The 24,316-nt window shown below is 51.1% G+C and carries 20 protein-coding genes, 4 tRNA genes and 3 rRNA genes; 17 read left to right on the top strand and 10 right to left on the bottom strand.

The genetic code is table 11. The features are described 5' to 3' along the window. The first annotated feature begins 97 nt into the window (after nucleotides 1-97). The 7 genes from N8M53_RS10840 to ruvX all read left to right on the top strand — a co-directional run bounded on the left by N8M53_RS10840 (nucleotide 98) and on the right by ruvX (nucleotide 5,823). Nucleotides 98-1,024 carry a LysR family transcriptional regulator gene (locus tag N8M53_RS10840; RefSeq protein ID WP_269578788.1) on the top strand — a complete coding sequence of 309 codons (927 nt, stop codon included), beginning with the start codon at nucleotides 98-100 and terminating at the stop codon, nucleotides 1,022-1,024. A gap of 173 nt (nucleotides 1,025-1,197) precedes the next feature. Continuing rightward, entirely contained in the window at nucleotides 1,198-2,352 is a 1,155-nt protein-coding gene (gene metK, locus N8M53_RS10845; RefSeq protein ID WP_077606492.1) for a methionine adenosyltransferase, read from the top strand. A gap of 71 nt (nucleotides 2,353-2,423) precedes the next feature. After that, nucleotides 2,424-2,939 (top strand): SprT family zinc-dependent metalloprotease, encoded by a 516-nt coding sequence (locus N8M53_RS10850; RefSeq protein WP_269578789.1) that lies wholly within the window; start codon nucleotides 2,424-2,426, stop codon nucleotides 2,937-2,939. A 110-nt stretch (nucleotides 2,940-3,049) separates the two neighbouring features. Continuing rightward, nucleotides 3,050-3,781 (top strand): 16S rRNA (uracil(1498)-N(3))-methyltransferase, encoded by a 732-nt coding sequence (gene rsmE, locus N8M53_RS10855; protein WP_269578790.1) that lies wholly within the window; start codon nucleotides 3,050-3,052, stop codon nucleotides 3,779-3,781. 18 nt (nucleotides 3,782-3,799) lie between these two features. Further along, on the top strand, nucleotides 3,800-4,744 hold the full coding sequence (gshB, locus tag N8M53_RS10860) for a glutathione synthase (protein WP_269578791.1): 945 nt from the start codon (nucleotides 3,800-3,802) through the stop codon (nucleotides 4,742-4,744). An 87-nt stretch (nucleotides 4,745-4,831) separates the two neighbouring features. Next, nucleotides 4,832-5,398, top strand: a complete 567-nt coding sequence (locus N8M53_RS10865) for a YqgE/AlgH family protein (RefSeq protein ID WP_269578792.1) — start codon at nucleotides 4,832-4,834, stop codon at nucleotides 5,396-5,398. Then, a complete protein-coding gene (ruvX, locus tag N8M53_RS10870; protein WP_046075064.1) occupies nucleotides 5,395-5,823 on the top strand; it encodes a Holliday junction resolvase RuvX in 429 nt (142 codons plus the stop codon). Before N8M53_RS10865 ends, ruvX begins: the two co-directional genes overlap by 4 nt. Here the strand turns inward: ruvX and N8M53_RS10875 are convergent. After that, a complete protein-coding gene (locus tag N8M53_RS10875; protein WP_269578793.1) occupies nucleotides 5,808-6,836 on the bottom strand; it encodes a type IV pilus twitching motility protein PilT in 1,029 nt (342 codons plus the stop codon). The two genes, ruvX and N8M53_RS10875, sit on opposite strands and share 16 nt — an antisense overlap. 23 nt (nucleotides 6,837-6,859) lie before the next feature. Here N8M53_RS10875 and N8M53_RS10880 point away from each other — a divergent pair, with 23 nt between their 5' ends. The 10 genes from N8M53_RS10880 to N8M53_RS10925 all read left to right on the top strand — a co-directional run bounded on the left by N8M53_RS10880 (nucleotide 6,860) and on the right by N8M53_RS10925 (nucleotide 16,449). Next, on the top strand, nucleotides 6,860-7,561 hold the full coding sequence (locus tag N8M53_RS10880; protein WP_269578794.1) for a YggS family pyridoxal phosphate-dependent enzyme: 702 nt from the start codon (nucleotides 6,860-6,862) through the stop codon (nucleotides 7,559-7,561). Nucleotides 7,562-7,616: 55 nt separating this feature from the next. Next, a complete protein-coding gene (gene proC / locus N8M53_RS10885; RefSeq protein ID WP_269578795.1) occupies nucleotides 7,617-8,435 on the top strand; it encodes a pyrroline-5-carboxylate reductase in 819 nt (272 codons plus the stop codon). A 16-nt stretch (nucleotides 8,436-8,451) separates the two neighbouring features. Continuing rightward, a complete protein-coding gene (locus N8M53_RS10890) occupies nucleotides 8,452-9,006 on the top strand; it encodes a YggT family protein (RefSeq protein ID WP_046075060.1) in 555 nt (184 codons plus the stop codon). A 154-nt stretch (nucleotides 9,007-9,160) separates the two neighbouring features. After that, a complete protein-coding gene (locus N8M53_RS10895) occupies nucleotides 9,161-9,601 on the top strand; it encodes a DUF4426 domain-containing protein (RefSeq protein WP_077578285.1) in 441 nt (146 codons plus the stop codon). Between the two features lie 28 nt (nucleotides 9,602-9,629). Then, nucleotides 9,630-10,226 (top strand): RdgB/HAM1 family non-canonical purine NTP pyrophosphatase, encoded by a 597-nt coding sequence (rdgB, locus tag N8M53_RS10900; protein ID WP_269578796.1) that lies wholly within the window; start codon nucleotides 9,630-9,632, stop codon nucleotides 10,224-10,226. Between the two features lie 3 nt (nucleotides 10,227-10,229). Then, nucleotides 10,230-11,381, top strand: coding sequence for a radical SAM family heme chaperone HemW (gene hemW / locus N8M53_RS10905; RefSeq protein WP_269578797.1), 1,152 nt, complete (start codon nucleotides 10,230-10,232; stop codon nucleotides 11,379-11,381). A gap of 124 nt (nucleotides 11,382-11,505) precedes the next feature. Continuing rightward, entirely contained in the window at nucleotides 11,506-12,591 is a 1,086-nt protein-coding gene (locus N8M53_RS10910; RefSeq protein ID WP_077773084.1) for an AI-2E family transporter, read from the top strand. 110 nt (nucleotides 12,592-12,701) lie between these two features. Further along, a complete protein-coding gene (rsmC, locus tag N8M53_RS10915; protein WP_269578798.1) occupies nucleotides 12,702-13,727 on the top strand; it encodes a 16S rRNA (guanine(1207)-N(2))-methyltransferase RsmC in 1,026 nt (341 codons plus the stop codon). 170 nt (nucleotides 13,728-13,897) lie between these two features. Beyond that, nucleotides 13,898-15,487 carry a HAMP domain-containing protein gene (locus N8M53_RS10920; protein ID WP_269578799.1) on the top strand — a complete coding sequence of 530 codons (1,590 nt, stop codon included), beginning with the start codon at nucleotides 13,898-13,900 and terminating at the stop codon, nucleotides 15,485-15,487. Between the two features lie 59 nt (nucleotides 15,488-15,546). Next, nucleotides 15,547-16,449, top strand: coding sequence for a LysR substrate-binding domain-containing protein (locus N8M53_RS10925; RefSeq protein ID WP_269578800.1), 903 nt, complete (start codon nucleotides 15,547-15,549; stop codon nucleotides 16,447-16,449). 210 nt (nucleotides 16,450-16,659) lie between these two features. On the opposite strand, the gene rrf is transcribed toward N8M53_RS10925, so the two are convergent. The 9 genes from rrf to N8M53_RS10970 all read right to left on the bottom strand — a co-directional run bounded on the left by rrf (nucleotide 16,660) and on the right by N8M53_RS10970 (nucleotide 24,264). After that, a 5S ribosomal RNA gene (gene rrf, locus N8M53_RS10930) occupies nucleotides 16,660-16,775 on the bottom strand. A gap of 165 nt (nucleotides 16,776-16,940) precedes the next feature. Then, nucleotides 16,941-19,827: ribosomal RNA gene (locus tag N8M53_RS10935) — 23S ribosomal RNA — on the bottom strand. Between the two features lie 256 nt (nucleotides 19,828-20,083). Further along, a tRNA-Val gene (locus N8M53_RS10940) sits at nucleotides 20,084-20,159 on the bottom strand. A 12-nt stretch (nucleotides 20,160-20,171) separates the two neighbouring features. Further along, a tRNA-Ala gene (locus N8M53_RS10945) sits at nucleotides 20,172-20,247 on the bottom strand. 13 nt (nucleotides 20,248-20,260) lie between these two features. After that, a tRNA-Lys gene (locus N8M53_RS10950) sits at nucleotides 20,261-20,336 on the bottom strand. A gap of 2 nt (nucleotides 20,337-20,338) precedes the next feature. Beyond that, nucleotides 20,339-20,414, bottom strand: a tRNA-Glu gene (locus tag N8M53_RS10955). 81 nt (nucleotides 20,415-20,495) lie between these two features. Beyond that, nucleotides 20,496-22,065 (bottom strand): 16S ribosomal RNA (locus N8M53_RS10960). The 16S, 23S and 5S rRNA genes sit together here with 4 tRNA genes alongside, the layout of an rRNA operon. A 451-nt stretch (nucleotides 22,066-22,516) precedes the next feature. Continuing rightward, the gene (locus N8M53_RS10965; protein ID WP_077772181.1) at nucleotides 22,517-22,735 is read right to left on the bottom strand and encodes a hypothetical protein; all 219 of its coding nucleotides are present in this window, start codon (nucleotides 22,733-22,735) and stop codon (nucleotides 22,517-22,519) included. Nucleotides 22,736-22,806: 71 nt separating this feature from the next. Then, nucleotides 22,807-24,264 carry a PLP-dependent aminotransferase family protein gene (locus N8M53_RS10970; RefSeq protein WP_269580033.1) on the bottom strand — a complete coding sequence of 486 codons (1,458 nt, stop codon included), beginning with the start codon at nucleotides 24,262-24,264 and terminating at the stop codon, nucleotides 22,807-22,809. Nucleotides 24,265-24,316 lie beyond the last annotated feature (52 nt).

Below are 24,316 nucleotides of genomic sequence, written 5' to 3' on the forward strand. Positions count from 1 at the left end.
CCCATAAAAGGAACATCTCGTTCCATCTATAGAACGAGATGGTTTATCTCCTTCCGGACAGCTGATGTGACGTCTTACTGGCGTTAAAAGGACAGTTATGCAGGATTTTTCTTCGATCCGTTCGTTTGCGGCTTTATGCCATCATCAAAGCCTCACGGCCGCCGCCAGGGCATTAGGACAACCTAAGTCAACGGTGAGTCGTCGCTTAGCTCAGCTTGAAGCCGACCTAGGACAACCTTTAACACAGAGACAAGGCAATAGACTGGTCTTGACAAAAGCGGGCACTGTTTTTGCGCAGTACTGTCATCAAATACTTGAGCTAGCGGAAAAAAGCGAAGAGGCAATACAGAATTTAAATAATTACCTTCAAGGATCGATAGAGGTGATTTGCCATCCCGGCATGATGCGCGGCTGGGCGGCTCCATTGATCAGTCGCTTTCTCGCTGAGCACCCCAAAGTATCCATTACATTAACGAGCGAAGTCAGCGCACAACGCATTCAGTCGGCCGATCTTATTATCTGGGCAGGAGACATCATGCTGCCGGTCAATTGCCGCTCATATCAACTCGGCCATTGGCAATATGGCATTTACGCTGCACCAGACTATATCAGCCAATATGGCCCATTTACGCATCCTAGCATGCTCGATGAACACCCTTGGCTAGATGTATTTGCCCTACGCCGTCAAGGATTAACACTCTATGATCACGACAATACCTACCACTTAAGCGCCATGCCTAGCCGCTTTAATTGCGACATGATAGCGATTCAGTTAGATGCCATCGCTGATGGGCAAGGCGTTGGATTGCTACCAACTTGGAGCGCCACTGGCTATCAACACCATCATCCTGATAGAATTACCCGCTGCTTGCCTAACTGGGCCTCAGCACCTATTCCGTTGCGTATTTACTGCAGCACTGGCCGCCTTCCTCTGCGTGTTGAATCTCTGGTCCACTGGCTGCAAGAAGCGGTTCCCTCACCATGGTGTTCAGTGCAGCCACAGCAAGCATGCCATGAGGTGTAAGCGTGCCTCAGCCAGTTTTGCTATACCTTAAGACACACCCATATGCATCAACCGACTTGCGTTTATCACAATTGCGAATAAAATAGACGTCTAGAAGTTAAAACATCTGAGATGATCGATGATACGCCTGAGTACGTATCGTCAGTTTCCCTGATAATCAATGAGAGTGTCACATGGCTAAGCACCTGTTTACCTCAGAGTCCGTCTCTGAAGGCCATCCTGATAAAATCGCAGATCAGATTTCTGATGCTGTTTTGGATGCCATCCTTGAGCAAGACCCCAAAGCACGCGTTGCCTGCGAAACCTATGTTAAAACTGGCATGGTAATGGTAGGCGGGGAAGTGACGACCTCGGCATGGGTCGACATTGAAGAGCTTACTCGTCAAACCGTCCAAGATATTGGTTATGTCCATTCTGATATGGGCTTTGATGCCAACTCTTGTGCGGTATTGAATACCATTGGTAAACAATCCCCAGACATCAACCAAGGGGTTGATCGCGCCGACCCGAAAGATCAGGGCGCTGGCGACCAAGGGATCATGTTTGGCTTTGCCACCAATGAGACCAATGTGCTGATGCCGGCCCCTATCACCTATTCACACCGATTGGTGGAGCGCCAAGCGCAAGTGCGCAAAGATGGCACCTTAGACTGGTTACGCCCAGATGCGAAAAGCCAAGTCACTTTCGCCTACGACAACGGCAAAATTGCCGGTATTGATGCCGTCGTGCTCTCAACACAGCATTGCGACAGCATTTCAACCGACGATCTACGCGAGGCGGTGATGGAAGAAATCATCAAGCCTGTGTTGCCCGCAGAATGGCTGACCAAGGATACCAAGTATTTCATCAACCCAACGGGCCGGTTTGTGATTGGCGGCCCGATGGGCGATTGTGGTTTGACAGGCCGTAAGATCATTGTTGACACCTATGGCGGTGCAGCCCGTCACGGTGGCGGGGCGTTCTCGGGGAAAGATCCCTCAAAAGTTGATCGCTCAGCCGCTTACGCCGCGCGCTATGTAGCCAAAAACATTGTTGCCGCAGGCCTTGCCGACCGTTGTGAAATTCAACTGTCTTACGCGATTGGCGTGGCCGAGCCGACTTCCATCATGGTTGAGACCTTCGGTACTGAAAAAGTCGCGCCAGAGGTGATCATCAAAGCGGTGCGTGAGCACTTCGACTTACGTCCGTATGGCCTGCAAGAGATGCTGGATTTATTACAACCTATCTATAAGCAGACCGCAGCGTATGGCCACTTTGGACGCGATATCTTCCCGTGGGAGAAAACCGACAAAGCGGAGCTGTTGCGCGACTTTGCCAAGCTCGGGTAACCTTGGGTAACTCAGTGCTTTTAAGGGAAGCCTCGGCTTCCCTTTTTTGATGGCAGCAAGGACGACCACTTATGTCTTGTGCTTACGGCAGCCTAGAAAAATCATCTTATGCATTACAGCAGGCGGCGCTCACACGCGCGCATCAATGTATTGATGTGGCTAACCAACAATTAGGCACTCAGCTGACCTACCCCGTGGTTGGCTTTACACTGCGGGGGAAATCCGCTGGTACTGCGCATCCCACGCAATGGCGCGTCCGGTTTAACCCTGTCCTTTTACAGCAAGCACCAGAGATCTTTTTTGACGAAGTGATCCCTCACGAGATCTGTCACTTAGTCGCCTTCGCGCTGCATGGCCGAGTGAAGCCTCATGGCGCAGAGTGGCGTCACCTAATGGCTCAGGTATTTAACGCCCCTGCCAATACCACCCACCAGCTTGATATCAGCGCCGTACAAGGCAAAACCTTTGCTTACCACTGTGACTGCGGGCCTGTCGCCTTATCCATTCGTCGCCACAATAAAATACAGCGCGGCCAAGCCACCTATCGTTGCAACCGCTGCCAACAGCAACTGGCACGCATCGATTGAGCATCAGAGCAGTTTGTTTTTTCATCCCTCGTCCCCATAGTAGTGACAGAGCCTATCGTCCCTTTGGTCATGTTACACTGAGGGCGACTTGAACATGGAACACGAGCACAATGCGAATTCCTCGAATTTATCACCCAGCACCGCTACCCGCTCAAGGCACGGTGATCTTAAGCGATGAAGCGGCCAACCATCTCGGTCGCGTCTTACGCATGCAGGCAGAGCAGCCCATTCTGCTCTTTGATGGCAGTGGTGCGCAGTTTCCTGCCATACTGACACAAGTGAGTAAAAAACAGGTGTCTGCCACCATTACCGCTCGCGAATCACACAGTGTCGAGTCTCCGCTTGACTTTGAACTGGGCCAAGTGATTTCGCGCGGCGAAAAGATGGAATTTACCATTCAAAAGTCTGTTGAGTTAGGCGTGAATACCATCACTCCGCTTTTGTCGGCTCGCTGTGGTGTCAAGCTCAATACTGAGCGGCTCGAGAAAAAACGCCAACAATGGCAAAAAATCGCGATTGGCGCCTGCGAACAAAGCGGCCGTAATGTGGTGCCCACCATTAATCCGGTGATCAATCTCGATACATGGTGTCAGCAGGCGTTTGATGGCTTAAAGCTGAACTTGCATCCACGAGCTCCCTACTCTATCAACACGCTTCCTGACGCTCCGAAAAAGCTACGTTTACTGATTGGTCCGGAGGGCGGGTTGTCTGATGACGAAATTGCGATGACACGCGAACACAACTTTGAAGAGATCCTATTGGGCCCACGCGTGCTGCGAACAGAAACCGCGGCACTGACTGCCATCACGGCCTTGCAGGTCCGTTTTGGCGATCTGGGTTAACTGGCAAACAGGAGAAACATGATGAAAATAGGTGTAGTGATGGATCCCATCGAGGCCATCAGTGTAAAAAAAGACTCCACGTTTGCCATGATGCTGGCAGCGCAAAAACGCGGTTGGGACGTGCATTACATTCAGATGGATGACATGTCGATGCATCAAGGTGACCCTTACGCCCGCACTCATAGCGTCACCGTGATGGATAACCCAGAGCAGTGGTATCAAATCAAGCAAACGCAAACCCTCGCACTGCGGGAATTTGATGCGATTTTGATGCGCAAAGATCCGCCGTTTGATACCGAGTATATTTACGCAACTTACATGCTCGAACGCGCGGAGCAGGCCGGTGTGTTGATTGTGAATAAGCCACAGAGCCTACGCGACTGCAATGAAAAGCTGTACACGGCTTGGTTCCCAGAGCACACTCCCACCACCTTGGTCACTCGCCGCGCTGATGAAATCCGGGCGTTCCAAGCACAACATGGTGACGTGATTTTAAAGCCGCTTGATGGCATGGGCGGTGCCTCGATTTTCCGAGTGAAACAAGGTGACCCCAACTTGGGGGTAATCATCGAAACCCTCACTGAACATGGTCAACGTTTTTGCATGGCACAAACCTTTGTGCCGGATATTAGCAACGGCGATAAGCGAATTTTGGTTGTTGATGGAGAGCCCGTGCCTTATTGCTTGGCGCGGATCCCCGCTGAAGGCGAAACGCGCGGTAACTTGGCTGCTGGCGGCCGTGGTGAAGCGCGTCCTTTATCAGAGACGGATTGGGCCATCGCACGCGCGATCGCACCGACATTAAAAGAGAAAGGGCTGATATTCGTAGGGCTCGACGTGATTGGCGACAAGCTAACAGAAATCAACGTCACCAGTCCGACCTGTATTCGCGAGATTGACGCCGCGTATGACATTTCAATTGGTGACATCTTGATGGAGGCGATCGCCAGACGCTGCACCTAAGTAAAGGAGGCAAAGCGCCTCCTTCATTATCTAAAACATCAATCTTCGCGCATACTCAATGTACGCGTACCAACAGGAGACGGCGATATGGATCTGAAAAATCATTTTTTAATCGCGATGCCCAGTATGGCTGATAGCCGTTTTCAGCATGGTGTTATTTATGTCTGTGAGCACAGCCATGATGGGGCAATGGGACTGATGATTAACCACCCCATTAATTTGTCTGTCGGCAAAATGCTGGATCAAATTGAAGTCGAGCGCCAGCTCCCCCTTTCAAGCACCACAGAGAGCTTGTCTCAACCTGTGTTGTTTGGTGGGCCCGTCTCTGAGGACAGAGGGTTTGTGCTGCATCCTGCAACCTGTGAATATGGCACCAGCATTCCTCTATCCGATCAGCTATCGGTCACTACCTCCAAAGATATTCTCTCGATTCTCGGCACCGAGCAACAGCCAGAGCAATTTCTGGTCGCGCTGGGCTATGCTGGCTGGGAGCCGGGACAGCTCGAGCAGGAACTGGCCGACAATAGCTGGCTAACACTGGAAGCCGATCCCAAGGTCATTTTTGATACTCCCGTTCACCAACGTTGGCAAAAAGCGCTCGATCAGCTCGGCATTGAGGCCGCAAACCTTTCTTCACAAGTAGGACATGCATGAACGCACAAACCATTATTGGATTTGATTACGGCGTCAAAAGCATTGGCGTTGCCATCGGCCAATCGCTAACAGGCACCGCTCGCCCTTTATGTGCCTTAAAAGCCCGAGACGGGATCCCAAATTGGGATGACATTGAAGCCATACTCAAAGACTGGCAACCCGATTATCTGGTGGTAGGCTTGCCGCTTGACTTACACGGCCAACCGTTAGAGACCATCACACCAAGGGCAAAGAAGTTTGCCAACCGCCTGCACGGACGTTTCGGCTACCCGGTTGAGCTGCACGATGAACGCTTGTCTACGCGTGAAGCGCGCGCGGATCTGTTTTCCCGTGGCGGATATAAGGCCCTGGGTAAAGGCGCTGTCGATGCCCAATCTGCGGTGGTGATTATCGAAAGCTGGTTCGAGCGTCAATACACAGATTGAGTGGGCGAGATCGCCGCCTGCGGCGCAATCACGCCTTGGTTCTCTAGCTGTGCCATCGCTTGTGCCATGGTCTGCATGCCATGCGCGGCACCCGTTTGCATCATGGAGGTGATTTGCGCCACTCTATCCTCTCGGATCAAGTTACAAATCGCTGACGTCACCGTCATAATTTCATAAGCGGCAACACGCTGACCTTGGATGCTTTTGACAAGCTGCTGAGAGATCACCGCCCGCAATGAGGCAGAGAGCATTGAACGTACCAAGGGTTTATCACTACCGGGAAAAACATCAATAATACGGTCAACACTTTTAGCGGCGCTGACGGTATGTAAAGTCGCAAACACCAAATGCCCGGTTTCTGCCGCCGTTAATGCCAAACTGATGGTTTCTAAATCACGTAACTCACCCACCAATATCACATCTGGGTCTTCACGCAGCGCTGAGCGCAATGCCTGCTGAAAAGACTGAGTATCACGCTTGACCTCTCGCTGGTTCACCAAGCTTTGCAGAGACGGATGGATAAACTCAATCGGATCTTCAATAGTCAGAATATGCTTTTGTTGGTGGTGATTAATCTGGGCAATCATGGCCGCTAGTGTGGTCGATTTCCCCGAGCCTGTCGGCCCAGTCACCAACACCAGCCCTTGGTGTAACGAAGCCAGCTCACTGAAAAGTGGCGGCGCGGATAAATCCTCTAACCTTGGTACAGTGGTGGGCACCACGCGAAAAACCGCCGCACAGCCATGTTGCTGATGGAAGGCATTAACACGAAAGCGTGCCACCGAGTCCAGCTCAAAGGAAAAGTCGATTTCCCATGCATTGTCAAAAATATGCTGCTGTTCAGGGCTCATCACCGCCATTACCAATTCGCGCACGGCTTGGTGGCTAAGCGGCGGCAGACTGAGCTTGCGCATATCGCCATCTACCCGCACCATAGGCGACACCCCCGCAGAAAGATGTAGATCTGACGCGCGATGCTTTACACTAAACGCAAGTAGCTCATTAATATCCATTCATTTTCCTTGCAGAATCAGGTATGTGTCATATTAAGAACAATATTCAACAGGTCAGGGAACAGATAGACCACGCAAGCCAAAAATGCGGCCGACTCGCGGACTCAGTGCAATTAATTGCAGTCAGCAAAACCAAGCCTATCGAGGCGATCGCAGATGCGATCACCGCGGGACAACGGGCGTTTGGGGAAAACTACGTGCAAGAAGGGGTGGAAAAGGTCAATTATTTTGCCGAACATCACCCCGAGGCACGCATTGAATGGCACTTTATTGGCCCTATTCAGTCCAACAAAACACGGTTAATTGCAGAGCACTTTGACTGGGTGCATTCTGTCGATCGGTTGAAGATTGCTAAACGCCTGAGCGATCAGCGTCCGGCACATTTACCTCCGCTCAATGTCTTGGTACAAGTAAACACCAGTGGCGAGGCATCAAAGTCGGGATTAACCGTGGATAACGCCATCGCCCTCATTGAAGACATCCAAGCCCTACCCGGTCTGAATGTCAGAGGATTGATGTCTATTCCACAGCCTGAGACGGACTATCAGCGCCAATGCGCCGCGTTTGAACCTTTATCCAATGCGTTTCATGCCCTCCGTGAGCGGACAGAGAGTATCGATACCTTGTCGATGGGTATGAGTGGTGACATGGAAGCGGCGATTGCGTGTGGTAGCACCATGGTACGTGTCGGCACCGCGATTTTTGGCGCGCGAGACAACCGCTAACGAAGCGGTAGTGATAAACACCAATATAATGACGAGAACAACAGGAACGCTTTTCATGGAACATCGCTCCCTTACCTTTATTGGCGCCGGTAATATGGCGCGATCCATCATTGCTGGCCTTGTGGGTGCAGGTTATCCCACCTCTGCGATAACGGCCTCATCACCCAGCGCCCACCCTGGCGATGTGCTGAGTACGGATTATGGCATCCAAACCACCCGTGATAACTTGCATGCCTGCCAAGCGGCAGACGTCATTGTCTTGGCGGTCAAGCCACAGTTAATGGCGCAGGTTTTAAGCGATTTATCGGCTGTCGATTGGTCATCAAAACTGGTGATCTCAATTGCAGCCGGCATCAGTACTCATCGTCTGTGTGAGATGGCAGGTACCACACTCAACCTCATCCGTGTGATGCCGAATACACCGTCTCTTGTCGGCCAAGGAATGAGCGGGCTCTATGCGTCTAGCCAGGTCACGGAGGCGGATAAACACTACGCCACCGCATTGATGAAAGCCGTCGGCGAGGTCTGCTGTGTCGATGAGGAAGCAAAAATTAATGGTGTGATTGCTGCTGCAGGCAGCGCACCGGCATACTTCTTTCGCTTTATGGAAGCGATGCAGCAAGAAGCTATCCGCCAAGGCTTTAGCGACGAGCAAGCCAGACAGCTGGTTCAGCAAGCCGCAAAAGGGGCGGCAGAAATGGTTGTAAGCAATACAGACACAACCATTGGCCAATTGCGTGAGCAGGTAACCTCGAAAGGCGGCACAACCGCTGAAGCGTTACGTGTTTTCGACCAGCACCACATTGGCGATATAGTGGCACAGGCCATGCAGGCGGCAGTCAGCCGCGCCAAACAAATGGAACAAGAATTTTAATCACTAAGGCAACGATATGAATGCAATGACCTTTCTGATCAACACCGCGTTTGATCTTTACATCATGGTGGTGCTGCTACGCGTTTGGCTACAATGGGCGCGCGCAGACTTTTACAACCCCTTCTCTCAATTTATCGTCAAAGCGACCCAGCCTGTGGTTGGCCCGTTGCGTCGAATGATCCCGGCACTCGGTGGTTTGGATCTGGCAACGGTACTGTTTGCTTACCTGCTCATGGTGGCCAAGTTTGTGGTATTGGATTTAGTCGCCGGCAACCCCTTTGCGATGAGCTCAGGCATGTTCCTCTTCTCAGCGATCGCATTACTGAAAGCTGCGGGTAAGTTACTGTTCTGGGTGCTGATCCTGCGCGCCATTTTGAGTTGGGTCAGCCAAGGCAACAACCCTGTCGAGTATGTTTTTCATCAACTTACTGAGCCGGTGTGTGCGCCAGTACGCCGTATTATTCCACCCATCGGTGGGCTCGATCTTAGTATTCTGGTGATCTTTATCGCGCTTCAATTTATCAATATGCTTATCGGCGATTTTATCGGTCCGATTTGGTATGCCCTGTAAGCGAATCGCCACGCGCTAAGTCACCCTCGACTTATCGCCACGGGTCGCACCGCTTACGGAACCTCACGGGTGCCAACGATGTACGGCGGATCGTACTTAGGCACCCGTACGTATTGATAGCGAACCTCACTTCGCTTTATCACAAGGAATGATTATGCGTCAGATAATAGCAGCGCTCAGCATGGTATTGAGTTTGCTTATCACACCGGCTTGGGCGGGACAGTTTAAAGAGGTCGGTGAGTTGGAAGTGCATTACAACACACTCTCAACCACTTTCTTGACCCCCGAAATCGCTCAGCAGTACGACATTACCCGTAGTGGCTATCGAGGCTTGGTCAACATTGCCGTTCTCGATACCATGCAACTGGGAAAACCGGCGGTAGCCGCCGAGATCACCGGGCAAGTGAAAAACTTGGTCGGAAACAGTCGTGAACTGGACTTTACCGAGGTAAGAGAAGGTGACGCGATCTACTACATCGCCACCTTCGCAGCCGATGATGAAGAGACGTATCGCTTCCATATCGACCTCAACGCCGAAGGAAACCGCAATGCGTCCTTTGACTATAATTATACGTTTTACGTCGATGCCCCATAGTCGGGCCATAACCCAATAGGTAACTGTGATGAATAAAGTTGTGTTGGCAACGGGGAACGCAGGCAAAGTGAAAGAAATGGCGGGACTACTCGGCGAATTTGGTTTCGACGTCCTGCCGCAAAGTGACTTTGCCGTTGAAGAAGCCGATGAAACAGGCACCACCTTTATCGAAAATGCCATCATTAAGGCACGTCATGCGGCGAAAGTGACCGGGTTGCCCGCCATTGCCGATGATTCAGGTTTAGAAGTCGATGCCTTAAACGGTGCGCCGGGCGTGTATTCTGCGCGCTATGCGGGTGAAACGGCCAGTGATAGGGATAATGTCGCTAAACTGTTAGAAGCGCTGCATGATACAGACAATGATGGACGCCAGGCTCGCTTCCATTGCGTATTAGTTTATATGCGTCATGCTAATGACCCAACACCGATGGTCTGTCACGGGGTGTGGGAAGGGCAAATCGCTCACGCACCGCAAGGGGAAAACGGCTTTGGTTACGATCCGGTCTTTTTACCTGCCGATCAGCAGTGTACCGCAGCAGAAATGCCCGCTTCCGAGAAAAAGCAACGCTCTCACCGCGGACAAGCACTCAACGCCCTGTTCCAAGCCTTAAAAGCGTCGCAATAAGCCATGATCCCATTGAGTTTATATGTGCACATCCCTTGGTGTGTACAAAAATGCCCCTATTGCGATTTTAATTCGCATACCCAAAAGGGCGCGATCCCAGAAGAGGATTATATCGATGCGCTGCTTGACGATCTTGATACCGATCTTGCCGCCTACCCTTCAGTCATCACGCGCACACTGCACTCGATCTTTATTGGAGGTGGTACACCAAGCTTGATGTCGCCTTCTCAGATAGCACGCCTATTGGATGGCATCAAAGCACGCCTTTCCGTCAGTGACAGCATGGAAGTGACCATGGAAGCCAACCCTGGCACCGTGGAAGCCGATAAATTTATCGGTTACAGACAAGCAGGTGTTAACCGGATTTCTATCGGGGTGCAGAGCTTTTCTGCTGATAAGCTCGAACGCCTAGGGCGTATTCATGGTCCTGGCGAGGCAGAACGTGCGGCCCACCTTGCTCATCAAGCAGGATTAAACAGCTTTAACCTCGATTTAATGCATGGTTTGCCTGAGCAATCGGAGCAAGAGGCACTGAGTGACTTGGAAAAAGCCATAGCGCTTAAGCCGCCGCATCTGTCTTGGTATCAGTTGACCATAGAGCCCAACACCCAGTTTTACTCCAAACCACCGACCCTGCCAGAAGACGATACCTTGTGGGACATTTTTGATCGCGGCCATCAGCTGCTTACAGACGCCGGCTACGTGCAATACGAGACATCCGCATACAGCTTACCCGGTCATCAATGCGCCCATAACCTAAACTATTGGCGCTTTGGCGACTATTTGGGGATTGGTTGTGGCGCCCATGGTAAGCTCACTTTACCGAACGGCGATCAGTCTCGCCTGCTTCGAACAGTTAAAGTGAAGCATCCGCGCGGCTACCTTGATCCACAAAAGGCCTATCTCACCGATAGCCAGTGGGTAAAACAGACTGATCTCGCGTTTGAGTTCTTCATGAACCGGTTTCGCCTACTGGAACCTTGTCCGAAAGCCGAGTTTGTTGCCCGCACGGGGTTACCTCTCGACCACCTTAGCCAGCCACTAGCTCAAGCATATGACCAAGGTCTACTCGTTGAGTCCGAGACACATTGGCAAGTGACCGCTAAAGGTAAGCTCTTCCTCAACGATCTTTTGGCCATTTTTTTAACTGACTAGTGCAACAAACGGTATGTTAAGGTGCCTATTGTTTAGGCGCCTTTACCTGCCCAGCGGCGGATTGGTCTTTTGATGGCAAGTAAAGCAAGCGCGATTCATTCAACCAGCCTAAGAGGGATACCCTGTGACTTCGTCATTTCGTGTCGAGCCGAAACATTGGACTTTAATCGCCGCGCTGATTATCGCAGCCTATGCGTGCTATTTACTTATCGAGCCCTATATTGGCGCCATTGTACTCGCGTTTATTGTCTCTTTGCTTTTTTTCCCTGTTCATAAACGTATTGAAGATCGCATTGGACAACGCCCGAATACTGCGTCGGTCATATCCTGTGTCTTAATCACCTTTATCATCATCATCCCCCTTACCGTGGTGGCAGGGGCCATTATCGAGCAAGGTGTGAGCTTTTTTACACGCAGTTACGAATGGCTCAATAACGGTGGCGCGAAGCAATTACTCAACAACCCGCAAATACAGTCGGCGCTACACTTTCTCAACCAGTGGCTGCCATTTGATTTAATTGACCCACAAGAAACCGTGAAAAAGCTAGCCGCTTGGATGTCTTCATTCAGTGGCCAAATGCTCGAGTTTAGCTCCAAGGTATTAGGTGATGTGACCGACTTTTTCATCACCTTCATGCTGATGTTGTTTGTTCTGTTTTTCTTGCTCCGCGATCACGACAGCATTATCCATACGCTCCGCCACGTGATCCCGCTATCACGCAGCCAAGAAGATCAGTTATTGGATGAGGTGGAAAAGGTGGCTAAGTCTGCCGTACTGGGCTCCTTTCTTACCGCACTCGCGCAAGGGGCCGCAGGTGGCTTGGCGATGTGGGCCGTCGGGCTGCCGGCGCTATTTTGGGGCACCATGATGGCCTTTGCTTCATTTATCCCTGTGGTCGGTACTGCGCTCATCTGGCTGCCAACCGTGCTGTATTTGGTGGCCACGGGAGATTGGCAGTGGGCTATCGCCTTACTGATATGGAGTGTTGTGGTGGTCGGCTCCATCGATAACTTACTCCGCCCTTTTCTCATGCAAGGTAACTCGGGCATGAATACCTTGCTTATCTTCTTCTCACTGTTAGGTGGGCTTCATCTGTTCGGCTTGATGGGGCTTATCTATGGTCCGATTATCTTTTCGATTACCTTAGTACTCTTTAGGATGTACGAGATCGAATTTGAACGCTTTCTTGACCGACAAGATAACGCGTAGGTGGTTTGATATTGGCCTGGTGCGCGCTTTGTGGGAAAATCCTCGTCTTGGCGCGCTACCCCCTGCATCAACGCGGCCGATAAGTACTTATAACCGGAAAGAGAACCCTCATGACCCTCACGGCACCCAGCGAGATTGCTCAGCGTCACCTCAGCTTGTTCGACAATAAACATATTCTATTGGCCGGTGAACTCGAAGATGACTTTGCGCAGCAGTTACTGTCTCATGCCGCACGCGTGTCGGTATTTACAACCCATCATGGCTATGCCACTCGAATGGCAAATACCGACATCCATGTACATGCAGGCGCAGAATATACGGATGATAGCGCTGTTGACTTAGTACTTTTCTACTGGCCTAAGTCAAAAGCAGAAGCTGATTTTCTTCTCGCAATGCTCACGCACCGTCTCGGTGCCAACGTCGACTGGGTCGTGGTGGGGGAAAACCGCAGTGGCGTTAAAAGCATCGAAAAACGTTTTGCCCCGTATGGCCAGGTCATCAAACAAGATTCGGCACGCCGATGCAGCCTGTATCATGGCCAGTGCACGTCACCGGCGACGTCATTTAGCCTGGCGGATTGGTTTCACGACTACCCACTCGAAGTAGGGAGTCTATCACTCACTGTTCGTGCTCTACCCGGTGTGTTTAGCCACAAAAGTCTTGATGATGGCACAGCCTTATTACTGAAGCATCTACCCAATATGCACGGCGATGTGATTGATGTCGGCTGTGGCGCGGGCGTCATCGGCTCGGTCATATTGGCTACCAACCCAAGCTGTACGGTCACCTGTGTTGATGTGAGCTATCTAGCGGTCGCATCAACCCAAGCGACACTCGCGGCCAATGGGCTCAACGGCTCTGTTTTTGCCTCAGACATGTTAAGTGCCGTCAGTGGACAGCAGTTTGATGCCATCATTAGCAATCCACCTTTCCATGAAGGCTTGGAAACACATTACCATGCCACTGAATCGTTACTGAAAAACGCCCCTCGCTATCTGCGCCGTCACGGCCAATTAGCGATCGTCGCCAACAGCTTCTTACGTTATCCACCGATTATTGAAAAAGGGTTCGGTCAGTGCGATACCCTCGCGAAAACACGCCGATTCACGGTTTATCATGCGCAAAAAGCACGCTAGTTGCTGACAACACCATCAATCAACGTCCTAACACAGTTTTAAGACTTGATACCTGACAGCAGGTCACAGTTTTAGCTCATCGGACGTGTTAGCGTTTGCTCTCTCGCGGCTGCCTTTTTGGCAGCCGTTTGCGATTCAAGCCCGCGTGATCAGGGAGAGGTACTCACAGCGTGCAAATCAATATGGGTTACTCGACACGTCTTCAACGCCGCTTTATGTGGTGGTTTTTTAGTCTTAGTATTATCCCTGTGGTGATTTTGACAGCGTACTTTACGTGGAGTCAGTCACAACTGCTGATCAATCAAGCCCATCAACAGCTTGAGAACGAGCGCGATCGTTACTATCTCACCATCACATCATATTTTGATGACCAAGTCCGGGCAGTTACCAATCTTGCAGCCTCTGATCTCGCGGCCAGCAGCGGTGGACGATTTTATGGTTTTCCTCATGCATTCCAGCAACTCGGTGACAATACACGCCAAGCGCAGCGTCGACTCATAGCGATCCTTCAACAGTCTCCGAGTCAACATGCAGGCGTGACCGCACAAAAGTACCACCGTTTATATCGCCGCTTTCATCACCAATTTCAATCGTGGTTAGCAAGATACGCGTTCAACAATCTCGCGATGTTTGATTTAAACCAAAACCTCGTGTACACGGTCAAAGCCCACCCCATGACACAGGGCAACCCATCATTGAAAAATGCGATAAAGCAATTGATAAATATGCCTGCCCACCAACGCCCTAAATGGGTGCGCACCGCCTTTGAGCCACATGGCTCACGCACCATGCAAGCTTGGTATGTGGTTCCCGTACTTAAAAGCGGCCATATGCAAAGCATCCTTGCTATTAGCACCACTACCGATAACTTGTCTGCAACACTACGTCAACGGCAGCCCCCAAAGTCAGGCCTGTGGCTGATTAATCAAAATCAGCAATCGTTACTCAACAATTGGGTGCCTCACTCTAATCAAGCTAAGCCCTCGATCTTGCCATCAAAGCACGCAATCGATGCCGCTTTCCATGGCCAACAAGGGGTTATGTCGCCGAGCCAATATACGCTCATGCCTCAACTCACGGCGTATCGGCCCGTCAATGTGGCGGGGGCGTCTTGGGCGTTGATCACTTGTACACCTCAAAAACGTGCCTATCAGCCTCTGCGCCACTTGTATGCGATCAGCGCGACACTCGTGATCGCCGTTATTGTTTTATTAGTCTGTGTTGGACACTGGCTGTCTCACCGCCTGACACTGCCTATCTTACAACTGACTTGGTGCGCCGAGCAGTTTGCCGCCGGTGAACTGGACTATCCGGTCACCCATCGCCAGCGAAGCGATGAAATTGGTCGTCTTGCAACCGCTCTCTCCCACTTGAAACACAGCTTGAGAGCGACGTATTTTTCCCCATCAAGCACAATTAGACACAAAGAGACACAAGCTCAACAGCCGGAGAGTATTCATCGTCGCTTAGTTGATGCGATGAACTTGGCGCTAGCTGCCTGGGATGGGGATAAAGTCGGGCTAGCAGAAGAAAGTGGCTTATGGCGTGTTTATCAGGACAAAGGTAGTTTCCAAACAAGAACCCTGGATAAGTACCTTCACGTTGAAACCGTTCCTAAAACACCACGTTGGCGGAATGTAGTGCGCACTCTCGACTTTGTACTCGCGCATACGAGTGAGCAGTCACCACATTATCAGTCATTAAAACAAGCACAGTTAGATATTCAGAACTGGGTGAGCCAAGACAAGAGCGGTCGTTAACATTGTCATTGAGGGCAAGCAGCCTTATAGTGGCTCAAACCCTTAATCGCTAGGTCTTAATGGCGCTTTCACTTCCTCAGTTGCGGGTGTTTCTAACCATCGTGCAAGAGGGCACGATCACCGCCGCTGCAAAGAAACTGTTTCTCAGTAAGCCCGCCGTCAGCATGGCGCTTGCCGAGTTAGAAAGTCAGCTCGGTTACCCCTTGTTTGATCGACGCGGAAACCGACTCCACCTTAATGACCAAGGCGCTGCGCTGATCCCTAAAGCCGATGAATTGCTGACCCGCAGCGATGAGATTAGCGCGGCACTGAAAGACGACAGCCAGTTGATTGGCTGCCTACGATTAGGGGGAAGCGATACGGTGGGTAACCAGCTTTTGCCGGCACTGATCAGCGATTTTCGTCATGCAACCGCGCATCAACAGCAAACATTAGTGATTGCAAACAGCCAAGAAATCATCGCTCGCCTGCAGCATTTCGAGCTGGATATCGGCTTAATAGAAGGGGAAATCCAACATCCCGATTTACTGCAAACGCCTTGGTTAAGTGATCAGATGGCGGTGGTGTGTCACCCTCATCACCCACTTGTCAGTCAAGCGCCGTTAAGTGTTGGAGATCTCGACAATCAAACTTGGCTGATCCGCGAATCTGGCTCGGGCACACGTGAGCACTTTCTCTCACGCCTTGCTCCTCGCTTCGAGCGCTGGCATCTTTCATTCGAGCTCAATACCACGGAAGCGATTTTAAACGCCGCGAGTGCCGGGTTAGGCTTGGCGTACCTGTCTAAGCTCTCCGCCCAGCACGCCATTGCCGACGGTCGAGTCGTTGCCCTCGAACTCCCTCTGCTATTATCCCGGCGCTATTGGCTTGTGCGCCACAAAGATAAATACCAGTCAGGTCTACTCACCCGCTTCTGGGATTTCTGCTTACACTGGCAACCTCAATCCCATTCTTCTACTTAACCAGCAATCACCACGCGACAGAGACAAAAAAGCCCTGACCGTCAGGTCAGGGCTCTGTATTTTCTCATCAAAGTCTTACATCTATCTGCTTTGATGATTAAATTGCGTTCTATGCGCAGAGAGTTTTGAAGCGAGACGCGCAGTGTATGCCAATACATGAGCATCGCAGCTATCAAAAATCGCAAGCAATAGGCGCAATTTATAATCAAAGCCTGGCGATGTCCTACTCTCACATGGGGAGACCCCACACTACCATCGGCGCTGCTTCGTTTCACTACTGAGTTCGGCATGGAGTCAGGTGGGTCCAAAGCGCTATGGTCGCCAAGCAAAATTTTGTCTGGAACAAAATTTAACGCACTTCAGTGCGGCCCGTCAGGGTCAAATACAAGGATGTATTTGATAAATTCGTTCCTAAATCTAGAAAGCTGTTCGTTCTCGCCACAATCAACTGGCTTTATTTTAAGTCCAACCCAAAACCTCTTGGGTGTTGTATGGTTAAGCCTCACGGGCAATTAGTACAGGTTAGCTCAACGCCTCACAGCGCTTACACACCCTGCCTATCAACGTCGTCGTCTACGACAACCCTTTAGAGAGCTCGAAGCTCTAGGGATGACTCATCTCGGGGCCAGCTTCGCGCTTAGATGCTTTCAGCGCTTATCTGTGCCGAACTTAGCTACCGGGCAATGCGTCTGGCGACACAACCCGAACACCAGCGGTTCGTCCACTCCGGTCCTCTCGTACTAGGAGCAGCTCCCCTCAATCATCCAACGCCCACGGCAGATAGGGACCGAACTGTCTCACGACGTTCTAAACCCAGCTCGCGTACCACTTTAAATGGCGAACAGCCATACCCTTGGGACCGACTTCAGCCCCAGGATGTGATGAGCCGACATCGAGGTGCCAAACACCGCCGTCGATATGAACTCTTGGGCGGTATCAGCCTGTTATCCCCGGAGTACCTTTTATCCGTTGAGCGATGGCCCTTCCATTCAGAACCACCGGATCACTATGACCTACTTTCGTACCTGCTCGAGCCGTCACTCTCGCAGTTAAGCGGGCTTATGCCATTGCACTAACCTCACGATGTCCGACCGTGATTAGCCCACCTTCGTGCTCCTCCGTTACGCTTTGGGAGGAGACCGCCCCAGTCAAACTACCCACCAGGCACTGTCCTCACCCCAGATAATGGGGCTAAGTTAGAACATCAAACATACAAGGGTGGTATTTCAAGGATGGCTCCACAGCAACTGGCGTCGCCGCTTCAAAGCCTCCCACCTATCCTACACATGTAGGCTCAATGTTCAGTGCCAAGCTGTAGTAAAGGTTCACGGGGTCTTTCCGTCTAGCCGCGGGTACACAGCATCTTCACTGCGATTTCAATTTCACTGAGTCTCGGGTGGAGACAGCGTGGCCATCATTACGCCATTCGTGCAGGTCGGAACTTACCCGACAAGGAATTTCGCTACCTTAGGACCGTTATAGTTACGGCCGCCGTTTACCGGGGCTTCAATCAATGGCTTCTCTTGCGATAACCACATCAATTAACCTTCCGGCACCGGGCAGGCGTCACACCGTATACGTCATCTTTCGATTTTGCACAGTGCTGTGTTTTTAATAAACAGTTGCAGCCACCTGGTATCTGCGACTGCCCATAGCTCCATCCGCAAGGGACTTCACCGCGGGCAGCGTACCTTCTCCCGAAGTTACGGTACCATTTTGCCTAGTTCCTTCACCCGAGTTCTCTCAAGCGCCTTGGTATTCTCTACCCGACCACCTGTGTCGGTTTGGAGTACGGTTCCTACTTACCTGAAGCTTAGAGGCTTTTCCCGGAAGCATGGCATCAATGACTTCACCACCTTGGTGGCTCGACATCGTGTCTCGGCCTTGATTTCCCGGATTTGCCTAAGAAATCAGCCTACGCACTTGAACCTGGACAACCATCGCCAGGCCCACCTAGCCTTCTCCGTCCCCCCATCGCAGTAAGCAGCAGTACGGGAATATTAACCCGTTTCCCATCGACTACGCCTTTCGGCCTCGCCTTAGGGGCCGACTTACCCTGCCCCGATTAACGTTGGACAGGAACCCTTGGTCTTCCGGCGAGGAGGTTTTTCACCCCCTTTATCGTTACTCATGTCAGCATTCGCACTTGTGATACCTCCAGCATGCCTCTCAGCACACCTTCAACAGCTTACACAACGCTCCCCTACCCAATATCCATAAGGACATTGCCGCAGCTTCGGTGTATCGCTTAGCCCCGTTACATCTTCCGCGCAGGCCGACTCGACCAGTGAGCTATTACGCTTTCTTTAAATGATGGCTGCTTCTAAGCCAACATCCTGGCTGTCTGAGCCTTCCCACATCGTTTCCCACTTAGCGATAACTTTGGGACCTTAGCTGGCGGTCTGGGTTGTTTCCCTCTCCACGACGGACGTTAGCACCCGCCGTGTGTCTCCCGGATAGTACTTACTGGTATTCGGAGTTTGCAAAGGGTTGGTAAGTCGGGATGACCCCCTAGCCTTAACAGTGCTCTACCCCCAGTAGTATTCGTCCGAGGCGCTACCTAAATAGCTTTCGGGGAGAACCAGCTATCTCCGAGTTTGATTGGCCTTTCACCCCTAGCCACAGGTCATCTCCTAACTTTTCAACGTTAGTGAGTTCGGTCCTCCAGTTGATGTTACTCAACCTTCAACCTGCCCATGGCTAGATCACTCGGTTTCGGGTCTAATGCAAGCAACTCGACGCCCAGTTAAGACTCGGTTTCCCTACGGCTCCCCTATGCGGTTAACCTTGCTACTTACATTAAGTCGCTGACCCATTATACAAAAGGTACGCGGTCACCCCACTAGGAGGCTCCCACTGCTTGTACGTAGACGGTTTCAGGTTCTATTTCACTCCCCTCACAGGGGTTCTTTTCGCCTTTCCCTCACGGTACTGGTTCACTATCGGTCAGTCAGGAGTATTTAGCCTTGGAGGATGGTCCCCCCATGTTCAGACAAGATATCACGTGTCCCGTCCTACTCGTTTTCACGACTAAGGCGCCGTCGGCTACGGGGCTATCACCCTTTATTGCCAGGTTTTCCAACCTGTTCACCTAACGCCTAAGCCGCTTAAGGGCTGCTCCGGGTTCGCTCGCCGCTACTGCCGGAATCTCAATTGATTTCTTTTCCTTCGGGTACTTAGATGTTTCAGTTCCCCGAGTTCGCCTCTTAGCGCTATGTATTCACGCTAAGATACCTGCTTATGCAGGTGGGTTTCCCCATTCGGACATCGATGGCTCAAATGCTTCTTACCAGCTCACCATCGCTTTTCGCAGGTTAGTACGTCCTTCATCGCCTCTGACTGCCAAGGCATCCACCGTCTACGCTTAGTCACTTAACCATACAACCCCAAAAGGTCTTGCATGTAAAACAACTAAGGTTTTGTTTTTGCCGGACTCAAAATAGAGACTTTGCTTATCACTAAGACAAAGCCCAAGCACACTTGATTGTGTGAGTGACATTACATGTCACTGATTGAGAACTTTACTGTCATTCTTTAAGAATGACTTGTCAGCTTTCCAGATTGTTAAAGAGCATGTCGTTTATTGCTAAATAAACCACGTTCTAAAGATTCTTAAGTAAAAACCTTTAAAGCGTGGTGGGCGATACCGGGCTCGAACCAGTGACCCCCTCCTTGTAAGGGAGGTGCTCTCCCAACTGAGCTAATCGCCCATCCTTCAGACTTGGTGGAGCTAGGCGGGATCGAACCGCCGACCTCTTGCATGCCATGCAAGCGCTCTCCCAGCTGAGCTATAGCCCCGCGTCTGAGAAAATGGTGGGTTGTACAGGATTCGAACCTGTGACCAATTGATTAAAAGTCAACTGCTCTACCAACTGAGCTAACAACCCAATGGCGTCCCATAGGGGAGTCGAACCCCTGTTACCGCCGTGAAAGGGCGGTGTCCTAGGCCTCTAGACGAATGGGACACACTGATATGTTTGGGAACATATCCTCTTTAATACTTCAACCTATACAATCTGTGTGAACACTCGCAAAAATAGCGTCAGTAAGGAGGTGATCCAGCCCCAGGTTCCCCTAGGGCTACCTTGTTACGACTTCACCCCAGTCATGAACCACACCGTGGTAAACGCCCTCCCGAAGGTTAAGCTATCTACTTCTGGTGCAGCCCACTCCCATGGTGTGACGGGCGGTGTGTACAAGGCCCGGGAACGTATTCACCGTGGCATTCTGATCCACGATTACTAGCGATTCCGACTTCATGGAGTCGAGTTGCAGACTCCAATCCGGACTACGACAGACTTTAAGGGATTCGCTCCACTTCGCAGCTTCGCTGCCCTCTGTATCTGCCATTGTAGCACGTGTGTAGCCCTACTCGTAAGGGCCATGATGACTTGACGTCGTCCCCACCTTCCTCCGGTTTATCACCGGCAGTCTCCCTGGAGTTCCCACCATTATGTGCTGGCAAACAAGGATAAGGGTTGCGCTCGTTGCGGGACTTAACCCAACATTTCACAACACGAGCTGACGACAGCCATGCAGCACCTGTCTCAGAGCTCCCGAAGGCACCAATCCATCTCTGGAAAGTTCTCTGGATGTCAAGAGTAGGTAAGGTTCTTCGCGTTGCATCGAATTAAACCACATGCTCCACCGCTTGTGCGGGCCCCCGTCAATTCATTTGAGTTTTAACCTTGCGGCCGTACTCCCCAGGCGGTCTACTTAATGCGTTAGCGCCGAAAGCCAAAGTCTTAAACCTCAACCTCCAAGTAGACAGCGTTTACGGCGTGGACTACCAGGGTATCTAATCCTGTTTGCTACCCACGCTTTCGCATCTGAGCGTCAGTCTTTGTCCAGGGGGCCGCCTTCGCCACTGGTATTCCTTCAGATCTCTACGCATTTCACCGCTACACCTGAAATTCTACCCCCCTCTACAAGACTCTAGCCTGCCAGTTTCAAATGCGGTTCCGAGGTTGAGCCCCGGGCTTTCACATCTGACTTAACAAACCGCCTGCATGCGCTTTACGCCCAGTAATTCCGATTAACGCTCGCACCCTCCGTATTACCGCGGCTGCTGGCACGGAGTTAGCCGGTGCTTCTTCTGCAGCTAACGTCAAGCAATGCACGTATTAAGTACATTACCTTCCTCACTGCTGAAAGTGCTTTACAACCCGAAGGCCTTCTTCACACACGCGGCATGGCTGCATCAGGGTCTCCCCCATTGTGCAATATTCCCCACTGCTGCCTCCCGTAGGAGTCTGGGCCGTGTCTCAGTCCCAGTGTGGCTGATCATCCTCTCAAACCAGCTAAGGATCGTTGCCTTGGTAAGCCATTACCTTACCAACTAGCTAATCCTAACTGGGCCCATCCCAACGCGATAGCTTACATGTAGAGGCCACCTTTGGTCCCAGCTCGTAATGAACTAAGACATTATGCGGTATTAGCCGTCGTTTCCAACGGTTATCCCCCTCGTCAGGGCAGGTTCCCAGCCGTTACTCACCCGTCCGCCGCTCGACGTCCAGCAAATCCACCGAAGCTTCAATGCTGCCGTTTCCGCTCGACTTGCATGTGTTAGGCCTGCCGCCAGCGTTCAATCTGAGCCATGATCAAACTCTTCAATTTAAGTTTGGTGTTTCCGTAGAAACTGCTCAATGAATACTGATTACTGTTTATCTCCTAAGAGACAAACGAATTGACTGTGCTCCTGTTGGCATCCACTTTTAAAAAAGTGAAATCAAAACAGCTCAAAGCTGTACCAACATGAATTGGTCACTCAGTTCATCGAATAAATCTTTTTGTCTATTCTCAACGAGTGCCCACACAGATTGCATAGGTCAAATTGTTAAAGAGCGTGTTGACTTCGTGGTCGGCATTTCGTGACTTGCGTCTCGTTGCCCCGTCAACAGGAAGCGCAGTATAGAGATCTCAGTTTTTACCGCAACCCCAAAATATAAAAAAAATGCGCCTCGCTACCTATTTGCTCACAAAACAAGCAAAAGTAGACAAAAGGCGCTTTTCTTGGTGGAGAGCGCATAAGATGGCTGGTCCTTACGCCCCCTCGTGTTCTCAATCGTTAGTGCGAGTGTGATTGCCGTTTTTCTTCCGCGCGCTCTTTCGCTCGGCAGTAGCGTACTGAGCCCCACGCCATCAGCAAGAGAACAAAAGGGATCGCTCCAGCTGTCCATTGTGCCCAAGTATAATAGGCGAGTGTTTCTATGATGATGACATGGCCAAGGATCAATAAAGCCGCGCAAATTATAGCAACGACCATCATACTGAGTTCTGATTTCATCCTTTCCCCCTATATATTGTGTGCGTACTGAGTTTATCGAGAGGGAGAGGGTGGGGATTAGCACAGATAGCTCAATATTCGGTTGTGACAGTTGAGTGCACAGATAAAGCTGAGAGCGAAGTCGCAATCTGTTTGAGCCCCTCCAAGCTTTGACGATTATCTAGCGCCTCTGTGTTTTGCCTACCCACGACAGACACATTAAGTCGAAAACAATGATTGAAACGTCCGTCACTGGCAAACAGCGCACCCGGTGCGATAGTCACGCCATATGGCCTCAAAGCTTGAAAAAGTATATGCGTATCGATGCGCTTATCGAGCTCAACCCATAAAAAGTAACCACCTTTAGGCTGACTAATCCGTGTAGAGGCCGGTAGTAGTGCCTTAAGTTCTGATCGAATCAACGCTTGACGGGCAAACAAGGTTTCGCGTAATCGCCGCAGATGCGAATCATAACCACCTTGCTTTAAATAATCAGCAATCGCCAATTGGTTGGGCGCGCCAACAGCCAAACTCGAGACAGACTGACGCTTCTCTATTTGCATCGCATAACACCCTGCCGCTATCCAACCAACTCGGAACCCTGGTGCCAGCTGTTTCGAAAACGAGCCACAGTGCAGTACGCCGCCCTGTGTATCATACGCTTTCAGTGGCATCGGCCTGGTTTCGGCGAAGAAAAGCTCCCCATAGACGTCATCTTCTATTAACGGCACTTGATACGTTGCCAATAAGTTGACCACATCAGGCCTACATTGGGCGGGTATCGATGCCCCAGTGGGATTGTGGAAGTTGCTCATCAACCAACACGCACTGATCGAGTGAGACGCAAGCGCATGTTCCAGTGCTTGGATATCAACCCCTGTTTCAGGATCAACCGTAACGGGAACCGCTTCAAGCTGTAAACGTTCGAGTGTCTGCAGCACCCCGTAGAAGGCGGGGGCTTCAATAATTACCTTATCGCCTGGCTCGGTCACTGCCGCTAAAGATAAGCTCAACGCTTCTATCGCGCCATTAGTGATAATGATTTCATCAATACCGACTTTAATTCCCTGACGGAGGTAACGCTGCGCAATCAGTCGACGTAAACCACTATCGCCCGGCGGTAAAATTGTAAAGTGGTCGGGATGAGAGGACTGACGTAGCACGCGTGCCATCGCACGACCCAGGGCTTGCATAGGAAATAGCTGAGGATCAGGAAAAGCGGAGCCAAATGGATAATACGCACCTTTATGACTAGCACTGATCACATCAAACACATCTTGATGGGTGTCAAGCCATTGAGATTGCGCTTGTGGCCGCGCCAATGCGTCAACCGCGAGCTTGTTATAATGAGGACGCACAAAAAAGCCAGAGCGCGGGCGCGCCTCAACCCATCCATCGGCTTCTAATTGCTCATAAGCTCTCATTACCGTCATTGGGCTGACGTGTTGAAGCCGACTCATCTCCCTAACCGAAGGGATCCGATCACCGACTTGCCAAACACGCTGCTGAATTTGTGTTTCTATCCAGCTGGCAATGTCTCGATAACGCATTTGCACACTGCTACTCCCTGTTATTGCCCAGACGGCGATCATACCTTGGCAA

The sequence above is a fragment of the Salinivibrio kushneri genome, from assembly GCF_027286325.1.
Taxonomy (GTDB): Bacteria; Pseudomonadota; Gammaproteobacteria; order Enterobacterales; family Vibrionaceae; genus Salinivibrio; species Salinivibrio kushneri_A.

Excerpts from the sequence above, each read along its gene's own strand:
- N8M53_RS10875 (WP_269578793.1), bottom strand. The coding sequence starts at position 6,836 with ATGGATATTAATGAGCTACTTGCGTTTAGTGTAAAGCATCGCGCGTCA.
- N8M53_RS10970 (WP_269580033.1), bottom strand. The coding sequence starts at position 24,264 with ATGCGTTATCGAGACATTGCCAGCTGGATAGAAACACAAATTCAGCAG.
- N8M53_RS10925 (WP_269578800.1), top strand. The coding sequence starts at position 15,547 with ATGGCGCTTTCACTTCCTCAGTTGCGGGTGTTTCTAACCATCGTGCAA.
- metK (WP_077606492.1), top strand. The coding sequence starts at position 1,198 with ATGGCTAAGCACCTGTTTACCTCAGAGTCCGTCTCTGAAGGCCATCCT.
- proC (WP_269578795.1), top strand. The coding sequence starts at position 7,617 with ATGGAACATCGCTCCCTTACCTTTATTGGCGCCGGTAATATGGCGCGA.
- rdgB (WP_269578796.1), top strand. The coding sequence starts at position 9,630 with ATGAATAAAGTTGTGTTGGCAACGGGGAACGCAGGCAAAGTGAAAGAA.
- ruvX (WP_046075064.1), top strand. The coding sequence starts at position 5,395 with ATGAACGCACAAACCATTATTGGATTTGATTACGGCGTCAAAAGCATT.
- rsmE (WP_269578790.1), top strand. The coding sequence starts at position 3,050 with ATGCGAATTCCTCGAATTTATCACCCAGCACCGCTACCCGCTCAAGGC.
- hemW (WP_269578797.1), top strand. The coding sequence starts at position 10,230 with ATGATCCCATTGAGTTTATATGTGCACATCCCTTGGTGTGTACAAAAA.
- gshB (WP_269578791.1), top strand. The coding sequence starts at position 3,800 with ATGATGAAAATAGGTGTAGTGATGGATCCCATCGAGGCCATCAGTGTA.
- N8M53_RS10840 (WP_269578788.1), top strand. The coding sequence starts at position 98 with ATGCAGGATTTTTCTTCGATCCGTTCGTTTGCGGCTTTATGCCATCAT.
- N8M53_RS10895 (WP_077578285.1), top strand. The coding sequence starts at position 9,161 with ATGCGTCAGATAATAGCAGCGCTCAGCATGGTATTGAGTTTGCTTATC.
- N8M53_RS10965 (WP_077772181.1), bottom strand. The coding sequence starts at position 22,735 with ATGAAATCAGAACTCAGTATGATGGTCGTTGCTATAATTTGCGCGGCT.
- N8M53_RS10880 (WP_269578794.1), top strand. The coding sequence starts at position 6,860 with ATGTGTCATATTAAGAACAATATTCAACAGGTCAGGGAACAGATAGAC.
- rsmC (WP_269578798.1), top strand. The coding sequence starts at position 12,702 with ATGACCCTCACGGCACCCAGCGAGATTGCTCAGCGTCACCTCAGCTTG.
- N8M53_RS10865 (WP_269578792.1), top strand. The coding sequence starts at position 4,832 with ATGGATCTGAAAAATCATTTTTTAATCGCGATGCCCAGTATGGCTGAT.
- N8M53_RS10890 (WP_046075060.1), top strand. The coding sequence starts at position 8,452 with ATGAATGCAATGACCTTTCTGATCAACACCGCGTTTGATCTTTACATC.
- N8M53_RS10850 (WP_269578789.1), top strand. The coding sequence starts at position 2,424 with ATGTCTTGTGCTTACGGCAGCCTAGAAAAATCATCTTATGCATTACAG.